This is a genomic window from Aerococcus mictus, from assembly GCF_003286595.3.
Classification (GTDB): Bacteria; Bacillota; Bacilli; order Lactobacillales; family Aerococcaceae; genus Aerococcus; species Aerococcus mictus.
The window spans coordinates 1,509,349-1,532,050 of sequence record NZ_CP132985.1; the positions used below are offsets into that span (position 1 = coordinate 1,509,349).

General features: G+C 43.8%; 18 protein-coding genes. 2 read left to right on the top strand and 16 right to left on the bottom strand.

Going from position 1 to position 22,702, the window contains the following annotated elements; translation table 11 throughout:
* Positions 1–63: 63 nt before the first annotated feature.
* The 8 genes from pta to pepV all read right to left on the bottom strand — a co-directional run bounded on the left by pta (position 64) and on the right by pepV (position 10,198).
* Positions 64–1,062, bottom strand: a complete 999-nt coding sequence (gene pta / locus DBT49_RS06925; protein ID WP_060778559.1) for a phosphate acetyltransferase — start codon at positions 1,060–1,062, stop codon at positions 64–66.
* Positions 1,063–1,241: 179 nt separating this feature from the next.
* Complete coding sequence (locus tag DBT49_RS06930; protein ID WP_070560474.1) at positions 1,242–2,657, bottom strand: alanine/glycine:cation symporter family protein; 1,416 nt, start codon at positions 2,655–2,657, stop codon at positions 1,242–1,244.
* Between the two features lie 231 nt (positions 2,658–2,888).
* Positions 2,889–5,330 (bottom strand): phenylalanine--tRNA ligase subunit beta, encoded by a 2,442-nt coding sequence (gene pheT, locus DBT49_RS06935; protein ID WP_070560588.1) that lies wholly within the window; start codon positions 5,328–5,330, stop codon positions 2,889–2,891.
* A gap of 8 nt (positions 5,331–5,338) precedes the next feature.
* Positions 5,339–6,388 (bottom strand): phenylalanine--tRNA ligase subunit alpha, encoded by a 1,050-nt coding sequence (pheS, locus tag DBT49_RS06940; RefSeq protein WP_111846169.1) that lies wholly within the window; start codon positions 6,386–6,388, stop codon positions 5,339–5,341.
* A 664-nt stretch (positions 6,389–7,052) separates the two neighbouring features.
* Complete coding sequence (locus DBT49_RS06945; protein WP_101560384.1) at positions 7,053–7,385, bottom strand: winged helix-turn-helix transcriptional regulator; 333 nt, start codon at positions 7,383–7,385, stop codon at positions 7,053–7,055.
* 26 nt (positions 7,386–7,411) lie between these two features.
* Positions 7,412–8,029, bottom strand: coding sequence for an HD domain-containing protein (locus DBT49_RS06950; RefSeq protein WP_070560468.1), 618 nt, complete (start codon positions 8,027–8,029; stop codon positions 7,412–7,414).
* A 26-nt stretch (positions 8,030–8,055) separates the two neighbouring features.
* Positions 8,056–8,805 (bottom strand): TrmH family RNA methyltransferase, encoded by a 750-nt coding sequence (locus DBT49_RS06955; protein ID WP_070560466.1) that lies wholly within the window; start codon positions 8,803–8,805, stop codon positions 8,056–8,058.
* 1 nt (position 8,806) lies between these two features.
* On the bottom strand, positions 8,807–10,198 hold the full coding sequence (gene pepV / locus DBT49_RS06960) for a dipeptidase PepV (protein ID WP_070560464.1): 1,392 nt from the start codon (positions 10,196–10,198) through the stop codon (positions 8,807–8,809).
* Between the two features lie 239 nt (positions 10,199–10,437).
* Here pepV and malQ point away from each other — a divergent pair, with 239 nt between their 5' ends.
* Positions 10,438–11,940, top strand: coding sequence for a 4-alpha-glucanotransferase (malQ, locus tag DBT49_RS06965; protein WP_070560462.1), 1,503 nt, complete (start codon positions 10,438–10,440; stop codon positions 11,938–11,940).
* 46 nt (positions 11,941–11,986) lie between these two features.
* Here the strand turns inward: malQ and DBT49_RS06970 are convergent, their stop codons facing one another.
* From DBT49_RS06970 to leuS, 8 genes are all read right to left on the bottom strand, one after another.
* Positions 11,987–13,699 (bottom strand): putative polysaccharide biosynthesis protein, encoded by a 1,713-nt coding sequence (locus DBT49_RS06970; RefSeq protein ID WP_070560460.1) that lies wholly within the window; start codon positions 13,697–13,699, stop codon positions 11,987–11,989.
* 135 nt (positions 13,700–13,834) lie between these two features.
* Positions 13,835–14,821, bottom strand: coding sequence for a uroporphyrinogen decarboxylase family protein (locus tag DBT49_RS06975; RefSeq protein WP_070560459.1), 987 nt, complete (start codon positions 14,819–14,821; stop codon positions 13,835–13,837).
* A 1-nt stretch (position 14,822) separates the two neighbouring features.
* Positions 14,823–15,524, bottom strand: coding sequence for an amino acid ABC transporter permease (locus tag DBT49_RS06980; RefSeq protein ID WP_070560457.1), 702 nt, complete (start codon positions 15,522–15,524; stop codon positions 14,823–14,825).
* Positions 15,525–15,527: 3 nt separating this feature from the next.
* Positions 15,528–16,217 carry an amino acid ABC transporter permease gene (locus DBT49_RS06985; protein WP_070560455.1) on the bottom strand — a complete coding sequence of 230 codons (690 nt, stop codon included), beginning with the start codon at positions 16,215–16,217 and terminating at the stop codon, positions 15,528–15,530.
* A 67-nt stretch (positions 16,218–16,284) separates the two neighbouring features.
* Entirely contained in the window at positions 16,285–17,106 is an 822-nt protein-coding gene (locus DBT49_RS06990) for a transporter substrate-binding domain-containing protein (protein ID WP_070560453.1), read from the bottom strand.
* Positions 17,106–17,870 carry an amino acid ABC transporter ATP-binding protein gene (locus tag DBT49_RS06995; protein ID WP_070560451.1) on the bottom strand — a complete coding sequence of 255 codons (765 nt, stop codon included), beginning with the start codon at positions 17,868–17,870 and terminating at the stop codon, positions 17,106–17,108. The genes DBT49_RS06990 and DBT49_RS06995 overlap by 1 nt, the downstream gene beginning before the upstream one ends.
* Before the next feature lie 430 nt (positions 17,871–18,300).
* Positions 18,301–19,161, bottom strand: coding sequence for a pyridoxamine kinase (locus DBT49_RS07000; RefSeq protein ID WP_070560449.1), 861 nt, complete (start codon positions 19,159–19,161; stop codon positions 18,301–18,303).
* A gap of 12 nt (positions 19,162–19,173) precedes the next feature.
* Positions 19,174–21,588, bottom strand: a complete 2,415-nt coding sequence (gene leuS / locus DBT49_RS07005) for a leucine--tRNA ligase (protein WP_070560447.1) — start codon at positions 21,586–21,588, stop codon at positions 19,174–19,176.
* Positions 21,589–21,980: 392 nt separating this feature from the next.
* On the opposite strand from leuS, the gene DBT49_RS07010 reads away from it, so the two are divergent.
* Entirely contained in the window at positions 21,981–22,667 is a 687-nt protein-coding gene (locus DBT49_RS07010) for a histidine phosphatase family protein (RefSeq protein ID WP_070560445.1), read from the top strand.
* Positions 22,668–22,702 lie beyond the last annotated feature (35 nt).

Consider the following 22,702-nt stretch of genomic DNA (forward strand, 5'->3'; position numbering starts at 1 on the left):
ATAGCGATAAAAAGCCCTTACCTTGGGGCAAGGGCTCATATTTATCGTAGTCTCTTCTCAGTCTTAATTTTCGTTTAAGCCTGCTTGTAGGGCAGTAACGATAGCTAACTTGTAGGCATCTTCTTCGTTACAGCCACGTGATAGGTCATTTACGGGCTTAGCCATTCCTTGTAAGATAGGCCCAATAGCTTCAAAGCCACCGAGGCGTTGAGCAATCTTGTAACCAATATTCCCTGATTGAATTTCTGGGAAAATAAGCACTTTGGCATGGCCAGCTACTTTTGAACCAGGGGCTTTCTTTTCACCAACAGCTGGTACCAGAGCCGCGTCAAATTGTAATTCGCCATCAACGTTGAAGTCTTCAGGCGCATTTTCTTGAGCGATCTTAGTTGCTTGAGCAGCTTTTTCTTGTTCTGGAGATGAAGCTGAGCCCTTGGTTGAGAATGACAAGAAGGCAATATCCGGTTCCACGTCAAATAATTTAGCGGTTTCCCCTGTCACTAAACCAATTTCCGCTAAGGTTTCAGCGTCTGGACTAATGGTGATCGCACAGTCACCCATCATGTATTTTTCTTCACTGCCGTCTTCTTTAGGACGGGTCAATAAGAAAGCGCCAGAAACGTTTTTTACCCCGGCCTTAGTCTTGATGATTTGTAAAGCAGGACGTACGGTATCACCAGTCGCATGGGCAGCTCCTGAAACTAAACCGTCACTTTTACCCATGTAAACGAGCATGGTACCAAAGTAGTTGACGTCTTTAAGCATTTCACGTGCTTGTTCTTCAGTAGCCTTGCCTTTACGGCGTTCAACAAAGGCTTGGACCATTTCTTCATAAGCATCATAGTTATCAGGGTCTACGATTTCAATCCCAGATAGGTCAATGCCGCGGTCTTTAGCTTGAGAATGAATTTCATCAGGGTTACCCACTAAAATAGGAACTAATAGGTCGTCAGCTTTTAAGCGAGCTGCAGCCCCTTGAATCCGTTCATCAGTAGCTTCTGGAAAAACGATACGCGTTTGCTTTCCTTTAATTTTTGCTTTTAATTCATCAAATAAAGCCATTTCTCTACCTCCATAAATTATTTAGATTCTAATTTTAGTTTACCATAAAATTAGCGCTTCTAATAATCATATGCAAAAAGTACAAAGAAAAAGAGCGCCCCTCCAACTTGCCTATTACGAATAGAATCGGCATATGGAGGAGCGCTCACAATTTCATCAATGTAATGATTTATCCTAGATTATTGCCAGAAATCCAATTTTTGTGGATCTAGGCCAATATCCTTGGCTCTAAAGACAGGATTTTTACCAGCTTTTCTTTGCTTATGGTAATCATTTAAAGCGGCAATGGCCTGCTTACTTAACAGTAAAATGGCCGGTAAGTTAATTAAAGCCATCAAGGCCATTAGAATATCTGCAGTCATCCATGCCAAGGTCGATTCTTGTAAGGCCCCTAAGAAGACCACCAAGATGAAAAAGATTCTAAAGAGACGCATAATTCCTGGTCTTGGCGTACCTTTAAAGATATAGGCAATATTATTATCCACATAATATAAGTTCCCAATTAAAGTGGTAAAACCGAAGAGCATGAGTGATACCGTAATAAAGATATTCCCAAAGTTTCCAAAGACGGTTGCCAGGGAAGCTTGGACGTAGGCCGCTCCAGATAATTCTTCTGCAGGGGTTATTCCTGAACTTAAACACATGAAGGCGGTTGCTGAACAAATTAACAAAGTATCGATAAAGACCGAAATCATTTGTACCAGCCCTTGCTTAACCGGATGGGACACATGGGCTGATGCTGCTGCATTAGGAGCTGAACCGATCCCTGCCTCATTAGAAAAGAGACCGCGCTTGATTCCATACATCATACTAGATCCAGCAATTCCTGAAAAGATGGCCTTGAAGTTAAAGGCATCCTTAAAAATTAAAGTAAAGATGGTGGGCAGGTAATTCAAGTTAAAGAGGATCATAATCAAAGCGACCCCAACATAAATGGTCCCCATAAAAGGAACTAAAAAGCTAGTGAAGGAAATAATCCGTTTGCCTCCACCCAGGATACAATAGCCGGTCACCAAAGCCAAGACCCCGCCAACAATTAAAGGCGTCCATTGAGCATGATAGAAGTCATAGACTTGAAAGGAGTCTTGTAAATTATAGGCAGCCAGCATATTGAAGCCAACTGCATAAGTCAAAATTAAAAACACGGAAAAGATAATGCCTAATCCCCGGTTATGGAGGGCCGTTTCAATGTAATGGGAGGGGCCCCCATAAGAATCCCCAGTTGGCGTTTTCTTCTTGTAAATTTGAGCTAGGGTAGATTCAATAAAGGCCGAAGAACCGCCAATAATAGCCACTAGCCACATCCAAAAGACCGCCCCATAGCCACCTAAACAAATGGCTGTTGAGACACCGACAATATTCCCGGTTCCTACCCGTGAAGCCGTTGAAACCATTAAAGCCTGGAATGAAGATACCGAATCTTCTTTTTCGGGTTTTTCCATAATTACCCCAATTGCTTCCTTAAAATCTCTAATTTGGACCCCCTTAGTTCGGAAGGTAAAATAAAGACCAATTCCCAAAAGCAAGACAATTAAAATCGGGTAATAAAGGACATTGCTGATTGGTGTCAGAAAATTAATCAGTCGTTCAGTCACTGAAGTCAGCTCCTTTTTATCAATTAAAAGTTTTTTACCTTACTAGATTAGCGAAAAGGCCGATAAATAGCAATGGTTTTTTGTAATGAATTTTGACATCGTTTTAAATTTAAATCTCCCGCTAAAAAAAGAACCTTGACTTATCAAGGTTCTTTAAAGATAGCTTTTATTATCAATGTCAGCTTTACTGCCACACCCTTGGCACTTGCTTAGCAGCTAGCTGATTGAATACTAATCACGAATTTTCGCTTGTAATTCATTAGCAAGAGCTGCTTTGACCTTAGCAAAGTCTTCATTGACTTCTTCATCCACCAAAGTCGCTTCTGGGTTCAGATAAGTGAGTTGGTAAGCTACCGATTTTTGCCCGTCTTGGATATGTTCACCACGGTAAATATCAAAGAGTTTAACATTAACCAGGTAGCTATTGGCTGCTTTTTGAATGGTTGCTACAATTTCAGCATGGCTCACTTCTTCAGCCACAACCATGGCGATATCGCGGCTAATGCTTGGATATTTTGCCAGGGGTTCTTGGATGACTTGGTGCTCTGGTAAGTCATAGATGGCTTGTAAGTTAAATTCAGCCACGAAACTTTGGTTATTGAGGTCATAGTCCTTAGTAATTTGAGGGTGGAGTTGGGCTAAGTAACCAATGGTTAGCCATTCTCCTTGGTCCTCCACTTGTACAAGGGCTGTCCGACCCGGATGGGTATCCGGTAAATCGGTACTTTGTAGGTAACGGATTTGCCCAGCTAGGTTGTAAGAAGCCAGTAGCGATTCCACTGCCCCCTTCATATCATAAAAGTCAACCGCTTGGGCCTTGCCTTGCCAGCTATCGCCTTCAACATCACCCGTCCACAAGGCTGCTAGATGGCTTTCTTCACGAGGCAGGTCATCTTCTATCTCGTCATCATAGAAGACCCGACCAATTTCATAGATTTGCACGTCCTTCACCTTACGAGCCAAGTTGTATTGAGCAATATCTAATAAACTGGTCAGTAAGTTAGTCCGCATATAACGGCGTTCGTCACTCATTGGGAAATCCAAGGCTACGGCTTCATGGGCTTGGGCTTGTAAGACATCAAGTTTCTTCTCACTGGTTAAACTATAAGAAATCACTTGGTCAAAGCCTAGTGCTTCCATGGTCCGATGGCTTTGACGTTCAAATTTTTGCCAGTCGTTTAAGCCAATATTCACCGGTTGAACTGGTGAAATCCGGGAAGGAATCTTATCGTAACCATAGATACGGGCGACTTCTTCCACTAAGTCAGCTGGAATGGAAATATCCCAACGTCTAGTAGGAACGGACACGGTAAATTCATCAGCGTCACCTTCAACCGGGAAACCTAACCGTCTAAAGGATTCTTTGACCTCTTCAAAACTGATTTCCATACCTAGGAGACTGGTAATATAAGCTAAATTGGTCGTCACTTCTTTATCTTTAACGTCAAGGTGAGATACCCGAGCGCGTCCCTTAACCGCTTGTCCACCAGCCCAGTCTTCCATCAATTGGGCTGCATAGGCGCCAGCTTCATCGATAGTGGCAATATTTAAGCCACGTTCATTTCTTAAACTTGACTCACTTCTAAGGGCTAAGCGTCTGGCTGTGCGACGGATATGGGAAGAGTTAAACATGGCTGATTCAATCAAGACAGTGGTGGTATTGTCATCAATCTCAGTAGACAAGCCACCCATCACTCCAGCTAGGGCAATGGGCTCTTGGCCATCAGTAATGACTAAGTCGTCATCCGTTAAGTCTCTTTCCACACCGTCTAAGGTCACTAGTTTTTCCCCATTTTTAGCTAGACGTGGGGCAATGGTTTTAGATTGCAACTTATCATAGTCAAAGGCATGAAGGGGTTGGCCGTATTCTAATAAGACATAGTTGGTGGCGTCAACCACATTATTAATCGGACGGATACCTTCTTTCATGAGGCGGATTTGTACCTCAATCGGGCTGGCTTGAATTTTAACATCCTTAACCAAATGAGCAGTGTAGTGAGGGAAGAGATCACTATCAGAAATTTCAACAGTGACCTCGTCACTTAAATCGCTGCCCGCTTCAAAGGCTTGGTCATCGTAAGTATTGACATCGATGGGACGGTCATAGATGGCACTTAATTCATAAGCGACGCCCCGCATGGATAGGGCATCGGCCCGGTTAGGGGTGATATCGAGGTCTAAGACTGTATCTTCTAAGTGTAAGTATTCTTTAATATCTTGGCCTAGGGGAGCGTCTTCCGGTAAAATCATAATCCCATTAGCAAATTCTTTGGGAATCACATTTTCGCTAAAGCCGAGCTCTTGTAAAGAACAGAGCATTCCATTGGACTCTTGACCGCGCAATTTTCCCTTCTTAATCTTTTGATTACCAGCAACGCGGGCCCCATGTAAAGCAACGATAACCTTTTGGCCAGCTGCCACATTAGGCGCGCCACAAACAATTTGTAAGGGCTCTTCTTGGCCAACATCCACTTGGCAAACGTGCAAGCTATCGGCATTGGGGTGTTTTTCCACTGTCAAAGTCTTGCCGACGACAATTTTTTTCAAGCCGGAAAAATCTTGGTTCAAGCCATCGACTTCCAGACCGGTCCGTGATAAGTCTTCTGCTAAAGCTTCATCTTGAATATCTTTAATATCTACAAATTCATTTAACCAATTACGTGATGCTAACATGTCAGTCATTACCCTCTTTCTTGAAATTGATGAATAAAGCGGAGATCGTTTTGGTAGAAATGACGGATATCTTCAATCCCGTATTTCAACATAGCTACCCGGTCTGGTCCCAGTCCAAAGGCAAAGCCACTATACTCTTCGCTATCAATCCCTGACATTTCTAGGACATTAGGATGGACCATGCCCCCACCGAGAATTTCAATCCAACCGGTTTTCTTACAGATATTGCAGCCTTGACCACCACATTTAAAGCAAGAGATGTCTATTTCCACAGAAGGTTCGGTAAATGGGAAGTAAGAGGGACGTAAACGCACTTGGCGGTCAGCCCCAAAGAGATGGCGAGCAAACAATTCCAAGGTTCCCTTTAAGTCTGAGAGACCGATATTTTTATCAACCACTAGCCCCTCAATTTGGTGGAATTGGTGGGAGTGGGTAGCGTCATCAGAGTCCCGACGATAAACCTTACCTGGACTAATCATTTGCAAAGGCCCCTTAGAAAAATCATGTTGGTCCATAGCATGGGCTTGGACTGGTGAGGTATGGGTCCGTAGGAGCACCTGATTTTTTTCAATATAGAAGGTATCTTGCATATCACGGGCTGGGTGATCTTCTGGTAAGTTCATCCGCTTAAAGTTGTAATAATCAGATTCAATCTCTGGTCCTTCGACAATGATATAACCAAGGTCTAGGAAGAGGTCTTCAATTTCTTCCATGACTTGGCTAATCACATGTTGGCTGCCTAATTTTTGTTGCTTGCCAGGCAGGGTCACATCAATAGTTTCCGCCATTAATTTTTGGTTAAGGGCTTCTTCTTCTAAAACAGCTTGTTTTTGGTCGAGTTCTTTAGCCACTTTATTTTTCAATTCATTGGCATAGGCCCCTACTTTAGGGCGTTCACTAGGGTCAATATCCTTCATATGCCGCAGCGCTTCGGTGATCGGCCCCTTTTTCCCTAGGTACTTCACGCGAATAGCTTGCACATCATCAAGGCTAGAAATGCTTTGAATTTCTTCAGCGATTTGCCCTTCAATTGCTTGTAAATTGCTAATTATATCCATGCTTAAACTCCTTTTTATAACGATTATGTGAGAATTTTTCCACAAAAAAAGTCTCTCATTCCCAATAGGGACGAGAGACCGCGGTACCACCCTAGTTTTTACTCAGTTTGCTTAACAAAACCGAATAAACCCTTCATTTCAGGCGATAACGAGCCCAGTCGTGGTACCTTTTGACTGCTGTCGCCCGGTACCTACTCCAGAAGTGAAAAATTCCCCGCTTACCTGTAAGAAACTCTCAATCGGTGATTTCTCTTCCTGTTACAGGCTATGATAAGGAACCGTCTTCTATCAACGTATTCATTAAGGATAATTGTAGCCGTTAAATTGGCTTTCGTCAACAAATAATCTGGCAAGGATCAAAAAAGACTGGACTTGATGTCCAGTCTCCTTATTAAAAAGTGCACTCCATTTCAGAAGTCCTTGCAAATCCTCTTTGAGGATTTACTGCGAACTTCTTCCAATTGCTATAGCTGTTCGAAGCAGAGCGAGTTACAGATATAGTATGCGTAGCTCTCTCCCCTCTTTTTGCGCTTGTCACACTCTCTTAAACGTGTTCCGGGTGCAAGGCAAGCGTCCACTTCACTAAAGGGCAAAGAATTCTCTTTAAGAATTCATTTGTCCTTTAGTTCCAGTGGTCTTGCCTTTTTGCGCACCCGTCACACTCTTACTTATCTAACTCGATCCATTGGTCAGACCAGGAATGCAGTGAGGTTAAGACGGTTTCAAGGTCTTGGCCTTTTTGAGTTAGGGCATAGTAAGTATATTTGTGGCAATCACTACATTGGGTCACCCGTTCAAGGATTCCTAAGCAGGTCAGTTCTCTTAACCGTTCGGTCAATACCCGGTCGGAAATCCCATCAATATGGTCACGTAATTCAGAAAAACGAAGTGGGCCTTTGAGTAAGCTTTGAATGATTAAACCATTCCATTTCTTTCCTAGTAATTGGAAACCTTGCTCAAACTTGCGACACAGAGAAGGAATGTGCTGTTCACTCAAGCGGTCACTTCCTTTCTTATATAAAATTAATTTTTCTTATTATTTTCTGCTAATTTCGGAAAATATTTTCTTCTCAAGCGATTAAATGGCATTAGCAAGCGCTCATTAAAGGCTTGGTTTAGAGGATTAAGAATGCGTTGGCTACAGAAAGTATGGCAATTGTCCCGCCAAATCTTAGAGGCAGGTTTCAAATATTCTGTCGATGCTAAGTATTTATCCACAAAAGTCACCACAAATGACTCTGGATAAGCAGGAAGTTGCCAAGTAGCTAACCACATGTGCTTAATGATAATATCATGTTCAACTTCGTTTAAATCAGTTAAGACTTCTGCATTTTTTAGTGCAATATAAGGGTGATTGGTGAAATGATTGCCTTTTGAGAATGTCATTTCTTTCGTATCATAGTAGAAAAGGTCATGCATTAAACCCGCACGAGCGACTGAACGGTAGTCTAAGTTTAAACGCTTAGCAATTTTATAACTATAATAACTGACAGAATAAGAATGAACTAAACGATTCCCATAAATATGTTGGCGAAACAGACCTAAATCGGTAATAAATTCGTGGTCTTTAATATCATCGATTAAGGCCAAATAGTCACGGTCATTTTCCCAAGGGTAATTAGTTTCTGTCAATAAGTTCATGTCCTTTCTTTTGTTGACCCTACTGATCAATTGGGAAGGAAGTGGTGCATAGCGATTGAGCCAGCAATGGCAACATTCAACGATTCCGCCTGACCCAGCATGGTAATATAGAGACTAATATCACTCGCTGCAATGATTTCTGGTCGGACACCATTTCCTTCGTTACCTAAAATAATGCCCCATTTTTGGTGTTTTTTCAAGTTATAAGTTTCTAAAGCTTGCGCCTGGTCATTTAATTCGGTTGCCGCCAAACAATAGCCTGCTGCTCTCAAATTGGCCATGGCCTCCTCTAAAACCACTTGGTGGAGGCGGACATGGAATTGGCTGCCCTGCATGGAACGGACCACCTTGGGACTGTAGGGATCAACAGTGCCCTTACCCAAGTAAATATCTTGGTAATGAAAGGCATCTGCCGACCGGATCAAGGTGCCCAGATTTCCCGGATCTTGGACTCCATCCAGTAATAGAACTGCAGGAGAAGCCGGTTTGAAGGAAGCTTTTTTGTCTTGGTTGACCACAGCAAAGACTCCCTGGTCCCTTTGGGTGTCAGATAGTTCTGAAGCTATTTCAGGACTAATCAGGGTTTGCTTATCCAGCCTAAAGTCGGCTTCATGTTCGGGAGTAAGAAAAACTTCAGCCAAGTCAGCCCCCGCCTCTAAGGCAGCCTCTAAGAGATGTGGGCCTTCAATAAGGTACTGGCCTGCCTTTTCCCGCCCCCGTCGGCTTAATAATTTTTTGGCAGCCTTAATTTTGGGATTATTTTTAGAAGTCAGCATATTATTTAATCAAGCGGTAAATCGCATCCGCATAAATGGCCATGGTTAAGAGGAGGCGGTCAACACGTTGAACTTCATTAGGTTCATGCATGGTAGAGACTTCATCTGGGAATTCAGCCCCAAAAGCAACGCCTCGTTCCATCAAGCGGCCGTAAGTCCCCCCACCAATAACAACTTCGTGGCCTTCCATACCTGTATGTTCTTCATAAACCTCTAAGAGGGTTTGCACCAGCGGGTCATCCCCAGGCACATAGTGAGGCACTTTGTTAGAAGTCCCGGTTTCTTGGGCAAAGCCAAATTGGTCACCTAATTGACTAAAGGATTTATCCAATTGTTCAAAACTTTGCCCTTGAGGGAAGCGAATATTCAAGGTCACAAATTGTTGGCCATCCTTGGCACCAAAGACACCTGGATTTAAGGATAAGTCTCCCATCACTTCATCATGGTGGTCAATCCCGGTCTTTTGCCCCTTGAAGTCTTGGTGCAAGAGGTTAGCAATGAAGCTAATATAGGAATTGCCTTCTAAATCACTGGATAGGTTCTTCAAGAATAGGGCCAAATAAGTCGCCGCATTCTCTCCGGCTTCAGGGAAGGCCCCATGTGATACCCGACCATGTAGGTGGAGGTGGATCTTATTGTCTGAACTGGCCTCAACCGTCAAGCTAACGGGTTGTTTAGCTTGGAATTCTTCAGCAGCGGCTTGAACTTCTTCAAGGTCAAAGCCCTTGATAACCGCATCAGCATCCCCTGGTACCATATTTTCCCGAATGCCAGATTCAAAGGACTCAATCGCCCCTTCTAAGGCAGGAAATTTCAAGGTGGTGGAATACATCCCTTTTTCTCCATTGATAATTGGAAACTCAGCATCTGGTGAGAAACCAAAATCAGGTAGGGGTTCGGTTTCCAGGTAACGGGTCAAGCCCTTCCATTCACTTTCTTCATCGGTTCCGACAATAAAGTGCACTTTTTTCGATACGGGTAAATCTAAGTCACGGATAATTTTTAAAGCGTAGTAGGCTGCTAACATGGGGCCCTTGTCATCGCTTACCCCGCGGGCATAGAGTTTACCATCAATGAGGGTTGGTTCAAAAGGATCAGTTTCCCAAGAATCGTCGACAGGAACCACATCTAAGTGGCCAATAATCCCCAAAATTTCATCGCCTTGACCAAATTCAAAGCGCCCCGCCATATTGGCAACATTCTTACTGGTAAAACCGTCACGGTCTACCATGGCTAAGAAAGCGTCTAGGGCTGCTTTAGGACCAGGGCCTAGCGGTGCTTCTTCCGTAGCCTTATCGTCTTCACGGTAGCTAGGAATTCTCAGTAAAGTATATAAATCATTAAGATAGTCGTCTTTTACTTTAGCAACTTCTTCTTGCCAATTAATCGTCATCTTCTTCATCCCTCCAATTGGCTACATTATAGCACAAGAGCCTTTGTCTTGGCTAAGGGAGTAAATATTTCTTTCTCTTTAACTAAATTATATTCAAGAACAAGCTTGATCACCTTTTCTTAATCTAGCGTTTCCTGGTCACCTCAAGATGGCAATCAGCCCTTAAAGAATAGGAAACAGTCATTCTTTTCCACCTTTTGCTATAATAAGTTTAATCTTAATTAAAGGAGAAAAAGCCTATGACACGTGCAAGTGGTGTGCTCTTACCTATATCTTCCTTGGCTAATGCGGAAGGCATTGGCAGCTTAGGGAAGTCCGCCTATCAATTTGTGGACTTCTTAGCAGCAGCCGGGCAAAGCTATTGGCAAATCCTGCCGCTAGGGCCAACCAGTTACGGCAATTCCCCCTACCAATCCTTTTCTGCCTTTGCTGGTAACACCAATTTCATTGACTTAAAAACCCTAGTCGATTGGGGCTTAATTGAAGCCGACGACTATCAAGGCGTCGACTGGGGCAATAATCCCGAAAAGGTTGACTATGCCAAAATCTTTTATCATAAACGCCCCATCCTAGAAAAGGCCGTCGCTAGCTTTCTTAAGCAAGCCGACAACGATCCTGATTATCAGACCTTTATCCAGGATAATCAGGACTGGCTGCAGCCTTTCGCTGAATTTATGGCGGTAAAAGAATATTATGACCTAAGCCCGATTAGCGACTGGCCCAAAGCTATCCGTTTAAGGGATGGAGAAGCCTTGCAAGCTATACTAGCCCAAGAAAAAAACAGCCTCAATTACCACTATGTCAGTCAATATTTCTTCTTTAAGCAATGGTTTGCCCTCAAGAACTACGCCAATCAAAAAGGTATTTACCTAATTGGTGATATTCCCATTTATGTGGCTAGTGATAGTGTCGAAGTCTGGCAAACACCCCACTATTTCAAACTTAATCAAAGCGGGCAGCCCCGAGTGGTTGCGGGTTGTCCTCCAGACGCCTTTTCTTCTGATGGGCAATTATGGGGAAATCCGATCTATGATTGGGAGACCATAGCTAAGGACAATTACCAATGGTGGATCAAACGGATCCAAGCCAGTCTCAAGCTCTATGACATGGTAAGAATTGACCATTTTCGGGGCTTTGAAGCCTATTGGGAGATACCAGCTAGCGCCCCGACAGCAGCCAGTGGCAAATGGGTCAAGGGGCCAGGTCTTGACTTGTTCCAAGCCATCAAAGAAGCCCTTGGCCCTGTCAACATTATCGCAGAAAACTTGGGCTTTCTGACCCAAGAAGTTGCTGACTTACTAGAAGTCACCGGTTTTCCCGGCATGCATGTCATGCAATTTGGCTTTTCTGGTGAAGATTCGTCTGACCTTCCCCACAATTTCAATAAAAATTCCGTTGCCTATGTAGGAACCCATGACAACCAAACTGCCCTGGGCTGGTATTTAGGCCAAGATGCTGCCAGCCGCTACTATATTGATGCCTATTGTGGGCGACAGAAAGCGGAGAGTGTCGCGGAAATGTTAAACCGAACCCTAGCCGCCTCTTGCAGTCAAACGGTCATCTATACCATGCAAGACCTCTTAAATCTTGATGACCATGCTCGCATGAATACCCCCTCTACCCTGGGAGGTAATTGGCAATGGCGGATGTCAGCTACCGCCTTAACTTACAACTTAGTCAAGGACCTCTATAGCCTGACCAAACTCTACCACCGCTTACCAGCAAGTAAAAGTTTCATATAATTCTAAAAGGCCCTGACCAATGTCAGAGCCTTTTTGCTGTCTATTTTTATAAATGTAAAAACTGACGTAATTTTTGAGATTTGTCTTGACCTAGGATAATTTCTAGCTGTCGAGACTTGATGAGACCAATTAAATAGACCCAAATTCCGACTAAAGCGACAAGGATAACCATCACAAAAGCGCCTAACTTATTAGGTTCCGGAATGATCCAGTGGAGAATTTGATAAGTTATCTCACTCATTAAGCCCATAATCAAGATCACTTTTAAGGCTGGCCAGATCCGTCCAGCTAAGTCGGAAAAGCTAAACTGGATCCGCTTATAAATACATGCCAGGTAGAAGGCGCACATAAAAATAAAGGCCAGTATTGAAGCATACATGGCTCCTTCGCTGCCACAAACAGCCAGGAGCGGAAACTGGACCAATAATTTAATCCCTAGGCCTAAAACAATCCCAAAGATGGCTTTTTTCTGTTGGTCCATGGATTGCAAGGTCATCACTAAGACATAGAAAAGCCCCATAGGAATAGCCATTAAACAAGAAATTTGCAAGTAAAATCCACCTAAGGGGTCATTTATCCCGTAAAGCAACTGGTAGACTGGGGCAGCGAGAACAGCTAGGCCAATGGCGGCTGGCACCATCACCAAAGTGAAGAGGTGGATACTATGCAAGACCACGTCACAGGTATGGTCAAAAACCGGTTTTAAGTGGTCATCGTAAACCGAGCGGGCCTGGAACTTGGCCAATTCGCGGGTATAGGCATCAGTCACCACAGGAACGGTAGTTGAGGAAATCGCCGTAGCAAAAGAAATAATAATTTGAATCACACGGCGGGCATTGGCGTTAAATACCCCATATTCATAAATTAACTGCCCTTCTCCTAGGTCACTCACCCTTTGCATAATTGGCATAAAGGTATTCATATCAATGAGGTTGACCATTTCAATGATCGAACCGGTAATCACAAAGGGAATCGCTATGCGGACGATTTCAAATAAGAGCGTCCGGGTGGCTACATAGTCACTGTCTACATGACCAGCAGGTAGCGCATATTTGTCGCGGTTTTTGAAGTAATAGAAAGCTAAAGTCATAATCGCCAGTACTGCCCCAATAAAGGCAGCAAAGGTGGAGTGACTGACCGCCTTAGCAACACTGCCATCCATAACCACACGAATAAGATAAACCGTCGCCAACATATAAATGACGCGGGCAAACTGCTCAGTAACCTGGGAAATCGCACTGGGTTTCATTTCTAAATAGGCCTGGAAATAGCCCCGCAAGATCGATAGCAAGGGAATCAAAGCCAAGGCAGGCACTAAGGAGCGAATGACTAGGATGACATCTTCCACGTTTCGCGCCGGCTTCCCCTGGGCTAGAAAGGGAGCCAGGAAATAAAGCGCCAGGGCACTTACAATTCCTGTTGCTAGCATCATGACGGTGCCGCTTTTAAAGAGGCGCTGGCTGGTTTGGTACTGGCCTTTAGCCATATAATTGGTCATTTGCTTAGAGATCGCGGCTGGCACCCCAGCGATGGCTATGGCTAAGAATATCGAGTAATAATTATAGCCAATCCCGTAGAGGGCATTGGCTTCGGTACCAACTTGTGGATCTCCAATCCAATGCATCCAGGGAATAATATATAAGACACCAAGAATTCTAGAAACCACACTAGCAATGGACATCCAAGCCGAACCTTCATTGAGCTTCTCCTTGGATTGCTGGCCCTGAAGAATAGAGCGGCTCCTCTCATTATCATTCATCGTTTTACCCCAAATCTAACGTAAAATTTTTGTTCATATTAATCCATTCTAATCAATAATTTTACCCAATTCAATTGAGGCCTGGATTCATTAAGTAAACTTAAGGACTTTGAAAAGTTGAGAAACTCTCATTTCCTAGCTTCTGATTAAATCTCTAAGCTGCGCTAAAGTCTCTTTGGAAAAGGGCTGTCTGATCACACAGCCTGGCGTTAAGAGGATACGATTATCAGTTTGATTAATAGTCTTGGCTTGGGCAAGCTGGCCTTCCAACGTTGACCAATCCGCTTGGGTAATGGCCTCCCGACGTAAGCCCCCCATAATAAATTGATCGGTTTCCTGGATGCCTTCTTCTAATTCGGGTTTAGACTCACCAATATGCCAATTAATAACCGGAAGCGGGTAATCCTTAAGGAGGTCAAACATAATATTCGCTCCGTGAATATGAAGAGTATTTAACCAGCCCGACTCCGCTGCTTCAATAATTTTCAAATCAAAGGGAATCCCATATTTTTGGTAGGCCTGAGGGCTCAATTTATCATAGGAAGCCATTTGACTAGCCAGATAGATTCCGTCTGCCCCCTTAGAGAGCGCTAATTGAACAAATTCAATAGTCGGCCGCGTCAAGCGTTCTAGGGCTTCTAAGAGGTAGCCTTCCCCATCTGCTTCTATGTATTGGCCAATCTGACCCTGGCATAACTTATTAGCCGTCGTTAAGGGGCTATGGACAGTGACCACAAGGGGAAGCTCTCCCTTGGTCAATTCCACTAAGCGCTCCACATGTTCTAACTCCCTTTGAAAGGCTGGGGCTTGATCGACACTTAGCTCAGGAACCTCTCGCCAATCCTGGTAGGAATGGATAGGACTTGCTTTAACTTGGGCCACCCCACCCTTGGCTATGGCCGAAAAATCGAGGTCGACGCCATAATCTTCCACCGTATACATACCATTACTCATGGTTTTGATAAAATCTAAGTCAAATTGGCGGGCAAAATCATAAGTGGCTTGGCTGATTGCCTGCGGCTCTCGGTCTATTTCAGGATAATGGGTCCAAGCAGAGAATGGCGTATACCCCTTCAACTGCTCAGCCATGAAGGCTTTTAAAAGTTTTTTCTTGTCTGTCATACTAGACTCCTTTCTCAAATGAAATCTTCTGACTCAAGTGGTCAAAGGCGACCTGCAAGAGGCCACAAATTAACCAATAAACGAGGGCCGCTGCCAGGTAAGACTCTAGATAATGGTAGGACAAGGCGGCGGCAAAGCGGGCTTGAGTAAGAATGTCAACCACACCCACAGTGAAAGCTAGGGACTGGATCTTAATGGCCTTCAGATAAGCGTTTAAAAAGAGTGGAATGGCAACTGTTAGGGCTTGGGGAAAGATAATCCGTTGTAAGCTTTGCTTTTTAGTCATTCCGATAGATAAGGCCGCCTCCACTTGGTCCTTACTGACCGCATTGAGGGCCCCACGAATATTTTCCGACTCAATGGCCGCTTCTAATAAGGTAAAGGCAACGATAATGAGCAAGATATTAGGAAAGTCATTAGGCTCCATACCAAAACCAAGCAGGTTCATAAAACTAGCCGCTACATTTGGTAAACTATAGCGGATAATAAATAGATGCACAATGAGGGGAACGCCCCGCATATAGGAAATAAAAATTTCTAATAATTGGTCAAGAATCGGAATCCGCCGACGTCGAACTAAGGCAATTAAAGCCCCTAAGCCGATACCTAGTATTAAGACAACCAGGGCTAATAAGAGGACCCGGGGAACCGCCTGTAAGACCACTAAAATGGTGTCCCATAAAATATTAAGATCAAAGCGCATGGCCTAGTCCTCCCTTCTCCAAATCATAGCGTAACGATTTTCCAGCAACTTACTGATTAAGATCAATAATGATGACATGGCCCAATAAATGAGGGCAATAGCAAAGTAGACTTCTACCTGGTAAAGACCGTAGTTATTGGCAATAATAATTTCTGCCTGCCCCATCAGGTCGACTAAACCAATAAGGAAAAGTAAGGAGGTATCCTTTAACAAGTCGATGACAGCTGTCGTTAAAGAAGGCAAGGCAATGGGGATAATTTGTGGGAAAATAATCCGCCAATTTCTTTGCCAGGCAGTCATCCCCAAACTCAGGGCCGCTTCCTTTTGGTCTTGGCCAACAGCCAGATAGGCGGGACGAATAATTTCAGCCATAAAGGCCCCGTTATAAGCCACCAAGGCTATAATGGCTGCCGTTACCTGGCTATTGGTCCCCAATGAGATATGAAAGGGACGTAAAATAAAAGGAATCCCATAATAGGCCACGAAAAGGTGGATAATCCCAGGGGTTGACCGCATAAAGGAGGAGTATATCCTTAAAAGCGGGTCGACTATGGGAATCTCTTTCAACTGTAAACTGGCCACAATAACAGCCAGCAATAAGGACCCAACTAAGGCAAGAACAAAGACAAACAAAGTTAGCGGCAAGGTCTTTAGGAGGGTGGGGAGTATGTTAATAATAAATCCAAAATCCATAAAGCAACTCCTTTATTACAAAGAAAAGCGACTAATGGTTATTAACTGATTAGTCGCCTGACAACTATTAATTTTCTTCACTGATTTCATAGTCGAAAATGTTCTTTCCATACCATTTTTCTGAAAGTTCTTGTAATTTTCCTTCATCCGCTAGTTGTTGGATCGCCTTGTCCAGAGCTTCTTTTAAATCTTCCCGGTCAGGGGCAATCATAAAGTAAGTAGCTTTAACTTGAACAGGTTGGTCAGCTGTATTCACATTTAAGCCTAATTCTTCGATAATTTGATCGGCACCCAGGTTGGATGGCATGACAACAGCATCGGATTCACCCTTGTCAACTGCTTGGAAGCGTTCCGCAAAAGAGCCAGATTCACCCAATTGAATATCAATTTGATTGTCAGGGTGGGCTTCATTATAAGCGGTTAATAAGTTAAAGATTCCCCCATTCGGCGTTACCGGGTGGACCTTCTTATCGGTTAAATCGTCTAAACTTTGAATGGAATCATCATCAGCGCGTTTGTAAATTTCGATCACGCTGGCTCCAGTATGTTTTTCTGGGAAGAGGTACATGGATTCACGTTCAGGGTTCTTGTAGAGTCCTCCACCGATAAAATCATATTGTCCTGTTTCCAAACCGACTTGGGCAGCTTCAGAGTCAACACTTTCAATATTAATATTATATTCCGGCATCGCTTCATCTAAGGCTTGGATCAGCTCAACTTCATAGCCGGTTAAATTCCCCTTTTCATCGGTAAAAGATAAGGGCTTTGACGCATTTTCCACCGCAACAGTCACGGTTTTGGCTCCGGATTCGGATCCCCCTTGGTTATTTCCGCAGGCTGCTAAAAAGAGGCCTGCTAGTACAATGATAAAAGTCTTTAATGTTTTCATTAGTTATTCTCCTCACTTTCGGCTAAAAAGGGATGTTGGATCTTATTGACAAAGTCTCGCGTACGGACTTCCTTAGCTGCTGAAAAAATCTGTTGGGGACTTCCCGATTCAACAATTTCACCATTTTCCATGAAGACAACCTGGGAAGAAACGTATTTAGCAAAATCCATTTCATGGGTAGTAATCAACATAGTAACCCCGGTCCGGGCAATCTCTTGGAGAATCTTCAACAATTCTGCCGAGCGTTCTGGGTCCAGTGACGAGGTTGGTTCATCTAAAAGTAAAATTTCAGGTTTTAGAGCCACTGCCCGGGCAATTCCTACGCGCTGGGCCTGACCTCCAGATAACTGGCTGGGATACTTGTCTAAATGATCCAACATGCCCACCTGGTCTAATTCTACCTTGGCAATTTTTTCAGCACTTTCAGCACTCTTGCCCTGGACTGTAATTAGACCTTCTGTCACGTTCTCTAAAACGGTTTTATTTTTAAAGAGGCTATAATTTTGAAAAACCATAGCCGTCCGCCGGCGGATTTCAGTAATTTCTTGCTTGGTCGCTTGATCAGCTGCCACAGTCAAGTCATTGAGCTGGATATTTCCACGGTCAGCGGGATCAAGGAAATTAATGGTTCTTAATAAGGTGGTTTTTCCGGTACCACTGGGGCCAATGATAGCAACCACTTCCCCGTCATTGACGGTTAAGTCAATTCCCTTTAAAACTTCCTTATCAGCGAAAGTTTTGTGAATGTTCTCTAGGCGCAGCAAAGTCTTCCCTCCATTTACTTATTTTTTGTTAGTAATAATTTTAACATATTTTTCTCTCATAAAAAGCATATTGCTCAGTGAGCTGAAAGTTTTTTTATCTGCATTGAAAAAAAGCGATTAAATCTTGCCTCTAATGGCTAGATATTAATCGCTTAATTGTTTTACTATTTATTCGGCTTATTTAGCAAATAATTATAATGAGCATTCGTTCTGCATTTGAAATTGGGTCGTTAAAAAGCCATGGCACCGGTTCGGGCCTAGGTCCCTCACCTAGCGAGACTCAAATGCCTCGTACGGCTATCGCCTACGATCCATAATTCGCTTCACTTGCTTGTTCATGGCTAACGCCCCATTTCAAAGCATCACTACTGCTCATGATTATTAAGTAAATAAAAATTTTATTTAATAATTAGTTGCCAAGACTTAAAAATCAATTTTTTAATTCATGGACAAAGCGGTTAAGGTCGGGGCAAGCTTTTTCAAAGTCCAGGCCATCTTGGTGAATATTGGGATTGTCGATTGAGGCTTGGAGAATTTTGGGCAGGGTTTCCACGGCTAAGGCGGTACTTGCTTTGAGCGAGGCCCCATTTTCACGGGCGCCAACGAATATAGAAGCAAAGATATCACCAGTTCCATGGAAAAGTCCGCCGACAAAATCAGCCTGAATCAGACCCTCAGTCTCATTGTCAGCGTCATAGTAATAGGCCCCGGTCTGTTGATCACCATCATAACCTACCCCAGTGAGAACCAGTGAAGTTGGCTGGTCACTGTCCTGGTTGATTAAAGCAGCTAAGTCTTTAGCGCTTTGATAACCGGCCAGGCCTTCTTGATAGGGAAAGTCATAGATAAAGGCTGCCTCGGTTTGATTGGGCATGATCACATCAGCAATATCACATAGCTTGCGCATGGCCTTGGCATAGGCCTCATCAAAGCCGGGATAAAACTTGCCCTGGTCAGCCATGACTGGATCCAGGTAAATTTTTCCACCGGACTTAATTAATTGAGGTAATTTCTCAATTAAGAAGTCAATTTGTTCAATACTGCCTAAATAACCGACATAAACGGCGTCAAATGTTAATCCAAAAGATTGCCAGTGATCAACAATTTTAGCCATTTCATCACTGAGATCCAGATAGGTATAGCCTTCAAAGCCTGGCCCCGTGTGGGTTGACAAGAGTGAGGTGGGAAGTAAGGTCCCCGCTAATTCCATCATGGCTAAGATAGGTAAGGCTACTGTTGAAGAACACTTACCGTAGCAGGAAATATCATGGACGATTAAAATATTCTTCATGCAATTTCCTTCCTATTTGACCACAATATTAACCAATTTATCAGGAACAGCAATCACCTTCACTACGTCCTTACCAGCAATTGCTGCTTGGACCTTGTCGGAGTCTTTGGCTGCTTGACTTAATTCCTCTTGGCTAAGGCCGCTAGCCACTTGGAGACGTTCCTTAATTTTACCGTTCACTTGGACCACAATTTCGATACTTTCTTCGACTAATTGACTTTCGTCGTAACTTGGCCATGGCACATAAGAAATTCCAGCTTCACCGGTTAGACGTTGCCACAATTCTTCTCCCAAGTGAGGCGCAATTGGAGCCAGTAATTGGACAAAGCCCTTGGCATAGTCGTACGGAATACTTTCTGCCTTATTAGCTTCATTGACAAAGACCATCATTTGCGAAATGGCCGTATTGAAGTGTAATTTTTCCAGGTCTTCAGTGACTTTCTTGACGGTTTGATTGTAAACCTTGTCTAATTCACCCGTATCAATGGTAGTAATTCGATCCCGTAATTGGTCATCACTATCGATAAATAGACGCCAGACTCTTTCCAGGAAGCGTCTAGCCCCCGCTAAGCCATCTTCGCTCCAGGCAATTGAGGCATCCAAAGGTCCCATAAACATCTCATACAAGCGTAAGGTATCGGCCCCATAACGTTCAACAATATCATCAGGGTTGACCACATTGCCTTTTGATTTAGACATTTTTTCATGACCTTCCCCGAGGATCATCCCTTGGTTAAAGAGTTTTTGGAAGGGTTCTTCGGTAGGCACTACTCCTAAGTCATAGAGGAACATGTTCCAGAAACGCGCATAGAGAAGGTGAAGAACAGCATGTTCTGCCCCACCGATATAAAGGTCAACATTCATCCAATAGTCGGCTGCTTCTTGACTAATGAGAGCTTCCTTATTCTTAGGATCACAGAAGCGAATAAAGTACCAGCTTGACCCCGCCCATTGTGGCATGGTGTTGGTTTCGCGCTTCCCGTGGAGGCCAGTTTCTTCATCATAAACGTTAAGCCAGTCTTCAAAGTTTGCGAGTGGGGATTCGCCAGTACCTGATGGTTTTATATCCTTGCCTTCTGGTAACAAGACCGGTAAGTCTGCTTCAGGAACTGCAGTGGTGGTCCCATCTTCCCAATGGATAACAGGAATTGGTTCCCCCCAGTAGCGTTGACGTGAGAAGACCCAGTCACGGAGACGGTAAGAGGTCTTAGCTTGGCCAGCGCCCTTGTCTTCTAAGATTTCAATGGCTTTTTGAATGGCTTCATCCTTGCCTAAACCATCCAATTCTTCTGAATGAATGTGGACCCCATCGCCAGTGTAGGCTTCTTTTTCAATGTCGCCACCTTCGATGACGGCTTTAATTGGAAGGTCAAATTGCTGAGCAAATTCGTAGTCCCTTTGGTCATGGGCAGGAACAGCCATGACGGCACCGCTCCCATAAGAAACCAAGACATAGTCGGCCACCCAGATAGGGAGCTTGTCCCCGTTGAGTGGGTTAACCGCGTAGTCCCCAGTAAATACCCCAGTCTTCTCCTTAGCGAGATCGGTACGTTCTAAGTCAGACTTATGGCTGGCTGCTTCAACATAGTCAGCCACCGCTTGTTTTTGGCCTTCGCTGACAATTTGCTTGATTAATGGATGTTCTGGGGCTAAAGCACAGTAAGTTGCCCCGTAAAGGGTATCAGGACGGGTGGTAAAGACTTCAAACTCTTTGTCAGTATCCGCCACCTTAAAGGTCACATCGGCCCCTTCAGAACGACCAATCCAGTTTCGTTGCATTTCCTTAATGCTTTCTGGCCAATCCAAGTCGTCTAAACCATCCAAGAGACGGTCAGCATAAGCAGTAATCTTCAATACCCATTGCTTCATCGGACGTCGAACCACAGGATGGTTGCCCCGTTCAGACAAGCCGTCAATCACTTCTTCATTTGCCAGAACCGTCCCCAAGGCTTCACACCAATTAACCATGATTTCGTCTTCATAAGCTAGACCCTTTTCAAAGAGTTTGGTGAAGATCCATTGGGTCCACTTATAATATTCTGGGTCAGTAGTGTCAATTTCACGGTCCCAGTCATAGGAAAAACCGAGGGATTCAATTTGTTTCTTGAAGACACCGATATTGGCTTGGGTAAATTCAGCGGGGTCATTACCGGTATCGAGGGCATATTGTTCCGCTGGTAAACCAAAAGCGTCCCACCCCATTGGATGGAGAACATTATAACCTTGGGCTCGCTTCATTCTCGAAACAATATCGGTTGCTGTATAACCTTCTGGGTGCCCCACATGGAGCCCTTGACCGGAAGGATAAGGGAACATATCCAATGCATAAAACTTAGGCAAGGACTTGTCCTCTAAGGTTTTAAAGCTCATATTGTCTTTCCAATATTTTTGCCATTTTTTCTCTATTGTCTTGTGGTTATAAGCCATTATGTAATCCCCTTCCATTTCAACATGAAATATTTACCTAAAAAAAAAGCCCCCTTATACAAGTTATCTTGCATAAATAGGACGAATGATCGTGGTACCACCTACGTTGGCTCTCTTCTTACCCTTAACGCAGGTGAGACGGCAAACAAGTTGCGTGTGAATCATCAGACGAGTTCACTGTTAGGAATAAGATGTTTTCACCAAGCACATCCTCGCTAAGTATTCCGCCCGAGTTACTACTTCTGAGTCGTCTTCATACTTATGCCATTGTATCACGCTTTATGTTGATGGGCAACTTTATTTATCTTTGGGAATTTCTTTCAGGCAATGGCTCACCTTTAGTAAAAATATATGCTAAAATAAATAAAAGATAAAAAAGAGGAGGTGATCTGATGCAAGCCATACATTATTACTTTATCCGCCATGGAGAGACCGAAGCCAACCAAAACAAGCTGGCTGGTCAAGAAAAAGTACAAGGCTGGACCGATACCCCCCTAACCCGGGTAGGTCGAGCACAAATGGCCGATTTAGCTGACCACTTTAAAAATATTCCTTTGGATTTAGCCTACTCCAGTGACATGCCAAGGAGTCAAACAAGTGCGCAAATCCTCTTATCGAGTCAGCCTCAAAGCCTGATAGCAACTCCCTTAAAAGAATTTCGTGAGATTTATTACGGCGGTATGGAAGGCCAGCCCATCGAAGTAGCCTGGCCCGAAAGCTTGCAGGAAATGGTCCACCACATGCGAGAAGAAGGCATCCCTCAATCACAATTTGTGCCTAATGTTATTGATGGCATTAGCCACCGTGATCCTGAAGGCTTAGCTGAAGATTTTATGACCTTTTGGAATCGCCTAGAAAGTGGGATGATGCAGGTTCATGATGAAGCTTTAGAATACCGCCTAGACCATATGAAACCCGAAATCAATGTCGCCATCATCTCCCACCATACCCCGATCTCTGCCTTCCTGCACGAGGTCTTGGCTGATTTTGACTTAGCCGATGTGCTAGACTATGGTCACTATGCCCATGTTTCCTACCATGATGGTTTCTATGAACTCATCGAGTGGAATATGAGTTAAAGAAGTAAAAGATCTTGTATAAAAATAAAAACCGG

Coding starts and splice junctions, on each gene's coding strand:
- pta (WP_060778559.1), bottom strand. CDS start 1,062: ATGGCTTTATTTGATGAATTAAAAGCAAAAATTAAAGGAAAGCAAACG.
- pheT (WP_070560588.1), bottom strand. CDS start 5,330: ATGTTAGCATCACGTAATTGGTTAAATGAATTTGTAGATATTAAAGAT.
- pheS (WP_111846169.1), bottom strand. CDS start 6,388: ATGGATATAATTAGCAATTTACAAGCAATTGAAGGGCAAATCGCTGAA.
- DBT49_RS06950 (WP_070560468.1), bottom strand. CDS start 8,029: ATGAACTTATTGACAGAAACTAATTACCCTTGGGAAAATGACCGTGAC.
- DBT49_RS06955 (WP_070560466.1), bottom strand. CDS start 8,805: ATGCTGACTTCTAAAAATAATCCCAAAATTAAGGCTGCCAAAAAATTA.
- pepV (WP_070560464.1), bottom strand. CDS start 10,198: ATGACGATTAATTGGCAAGAAGAAGTTGCTAAAGTAAAAGACGACTAT.
- malQ (WP_070560462.1), top strand. CDS start 10,438: ATGACACGTGCAAGTGGTGTGCTCTTACCTATATCTTCCTTGGCTAAT.
- DBT49_RS06970 (WP_070560460.1), bottom strand. CDS start 13,699: ATGAATGATAATGAGAGGAGCCGCTCTATTCTTCAGGGCCAGCAATCC.
- DBT49_RS06975 (WP_070560459.1), bottom strand. CDS start 14,821: ATGACAGACAAGAAAAAACTTTTAAAAGCCTTCATGGCTGAGCAGTTG.
- DBT49_RS06980 (WP_070560457.1), bottom strand. CDS start 15,524: ATGCGCTTTGATCTTAATATTTTATGGGACACCATTTTAGTGGTCTTA.
- DBT49_RS06985 (WP_070560455.1), bottom strand. CDS start 16,217: ATGGATTTTGGATTTATTATTAACATACTCCCCACCCTCCTAAAGACC.
- DBT49_RS06990 (WP_070560453.1), bottom strand. CDS start 17,106: ATGAAAACATTAAAGACTTTTATCATTGTACTAGCAGGCCTCTTTTTA.
- DBT49_RS07000 (WP_070560449.1), bottom strand. CDS start 19,161: ATGAAGAATATTTTAATCGTCCATGATATTTCCTGCTACGGTAAGTGT.
- leuS (WP_070560447.1), bottom strand. CDS start 21,588: ATGGCTTATAACCACAAGACAATAGAGAAAAAATGGCAAAAATATTGG.
- DBT49_RS07010 (WP_070560445.1), top strand. CDS start 21,981: ATGCAAGCCATACATTATTACTTTATCCGCCATGGAGAGACCGAAGCC.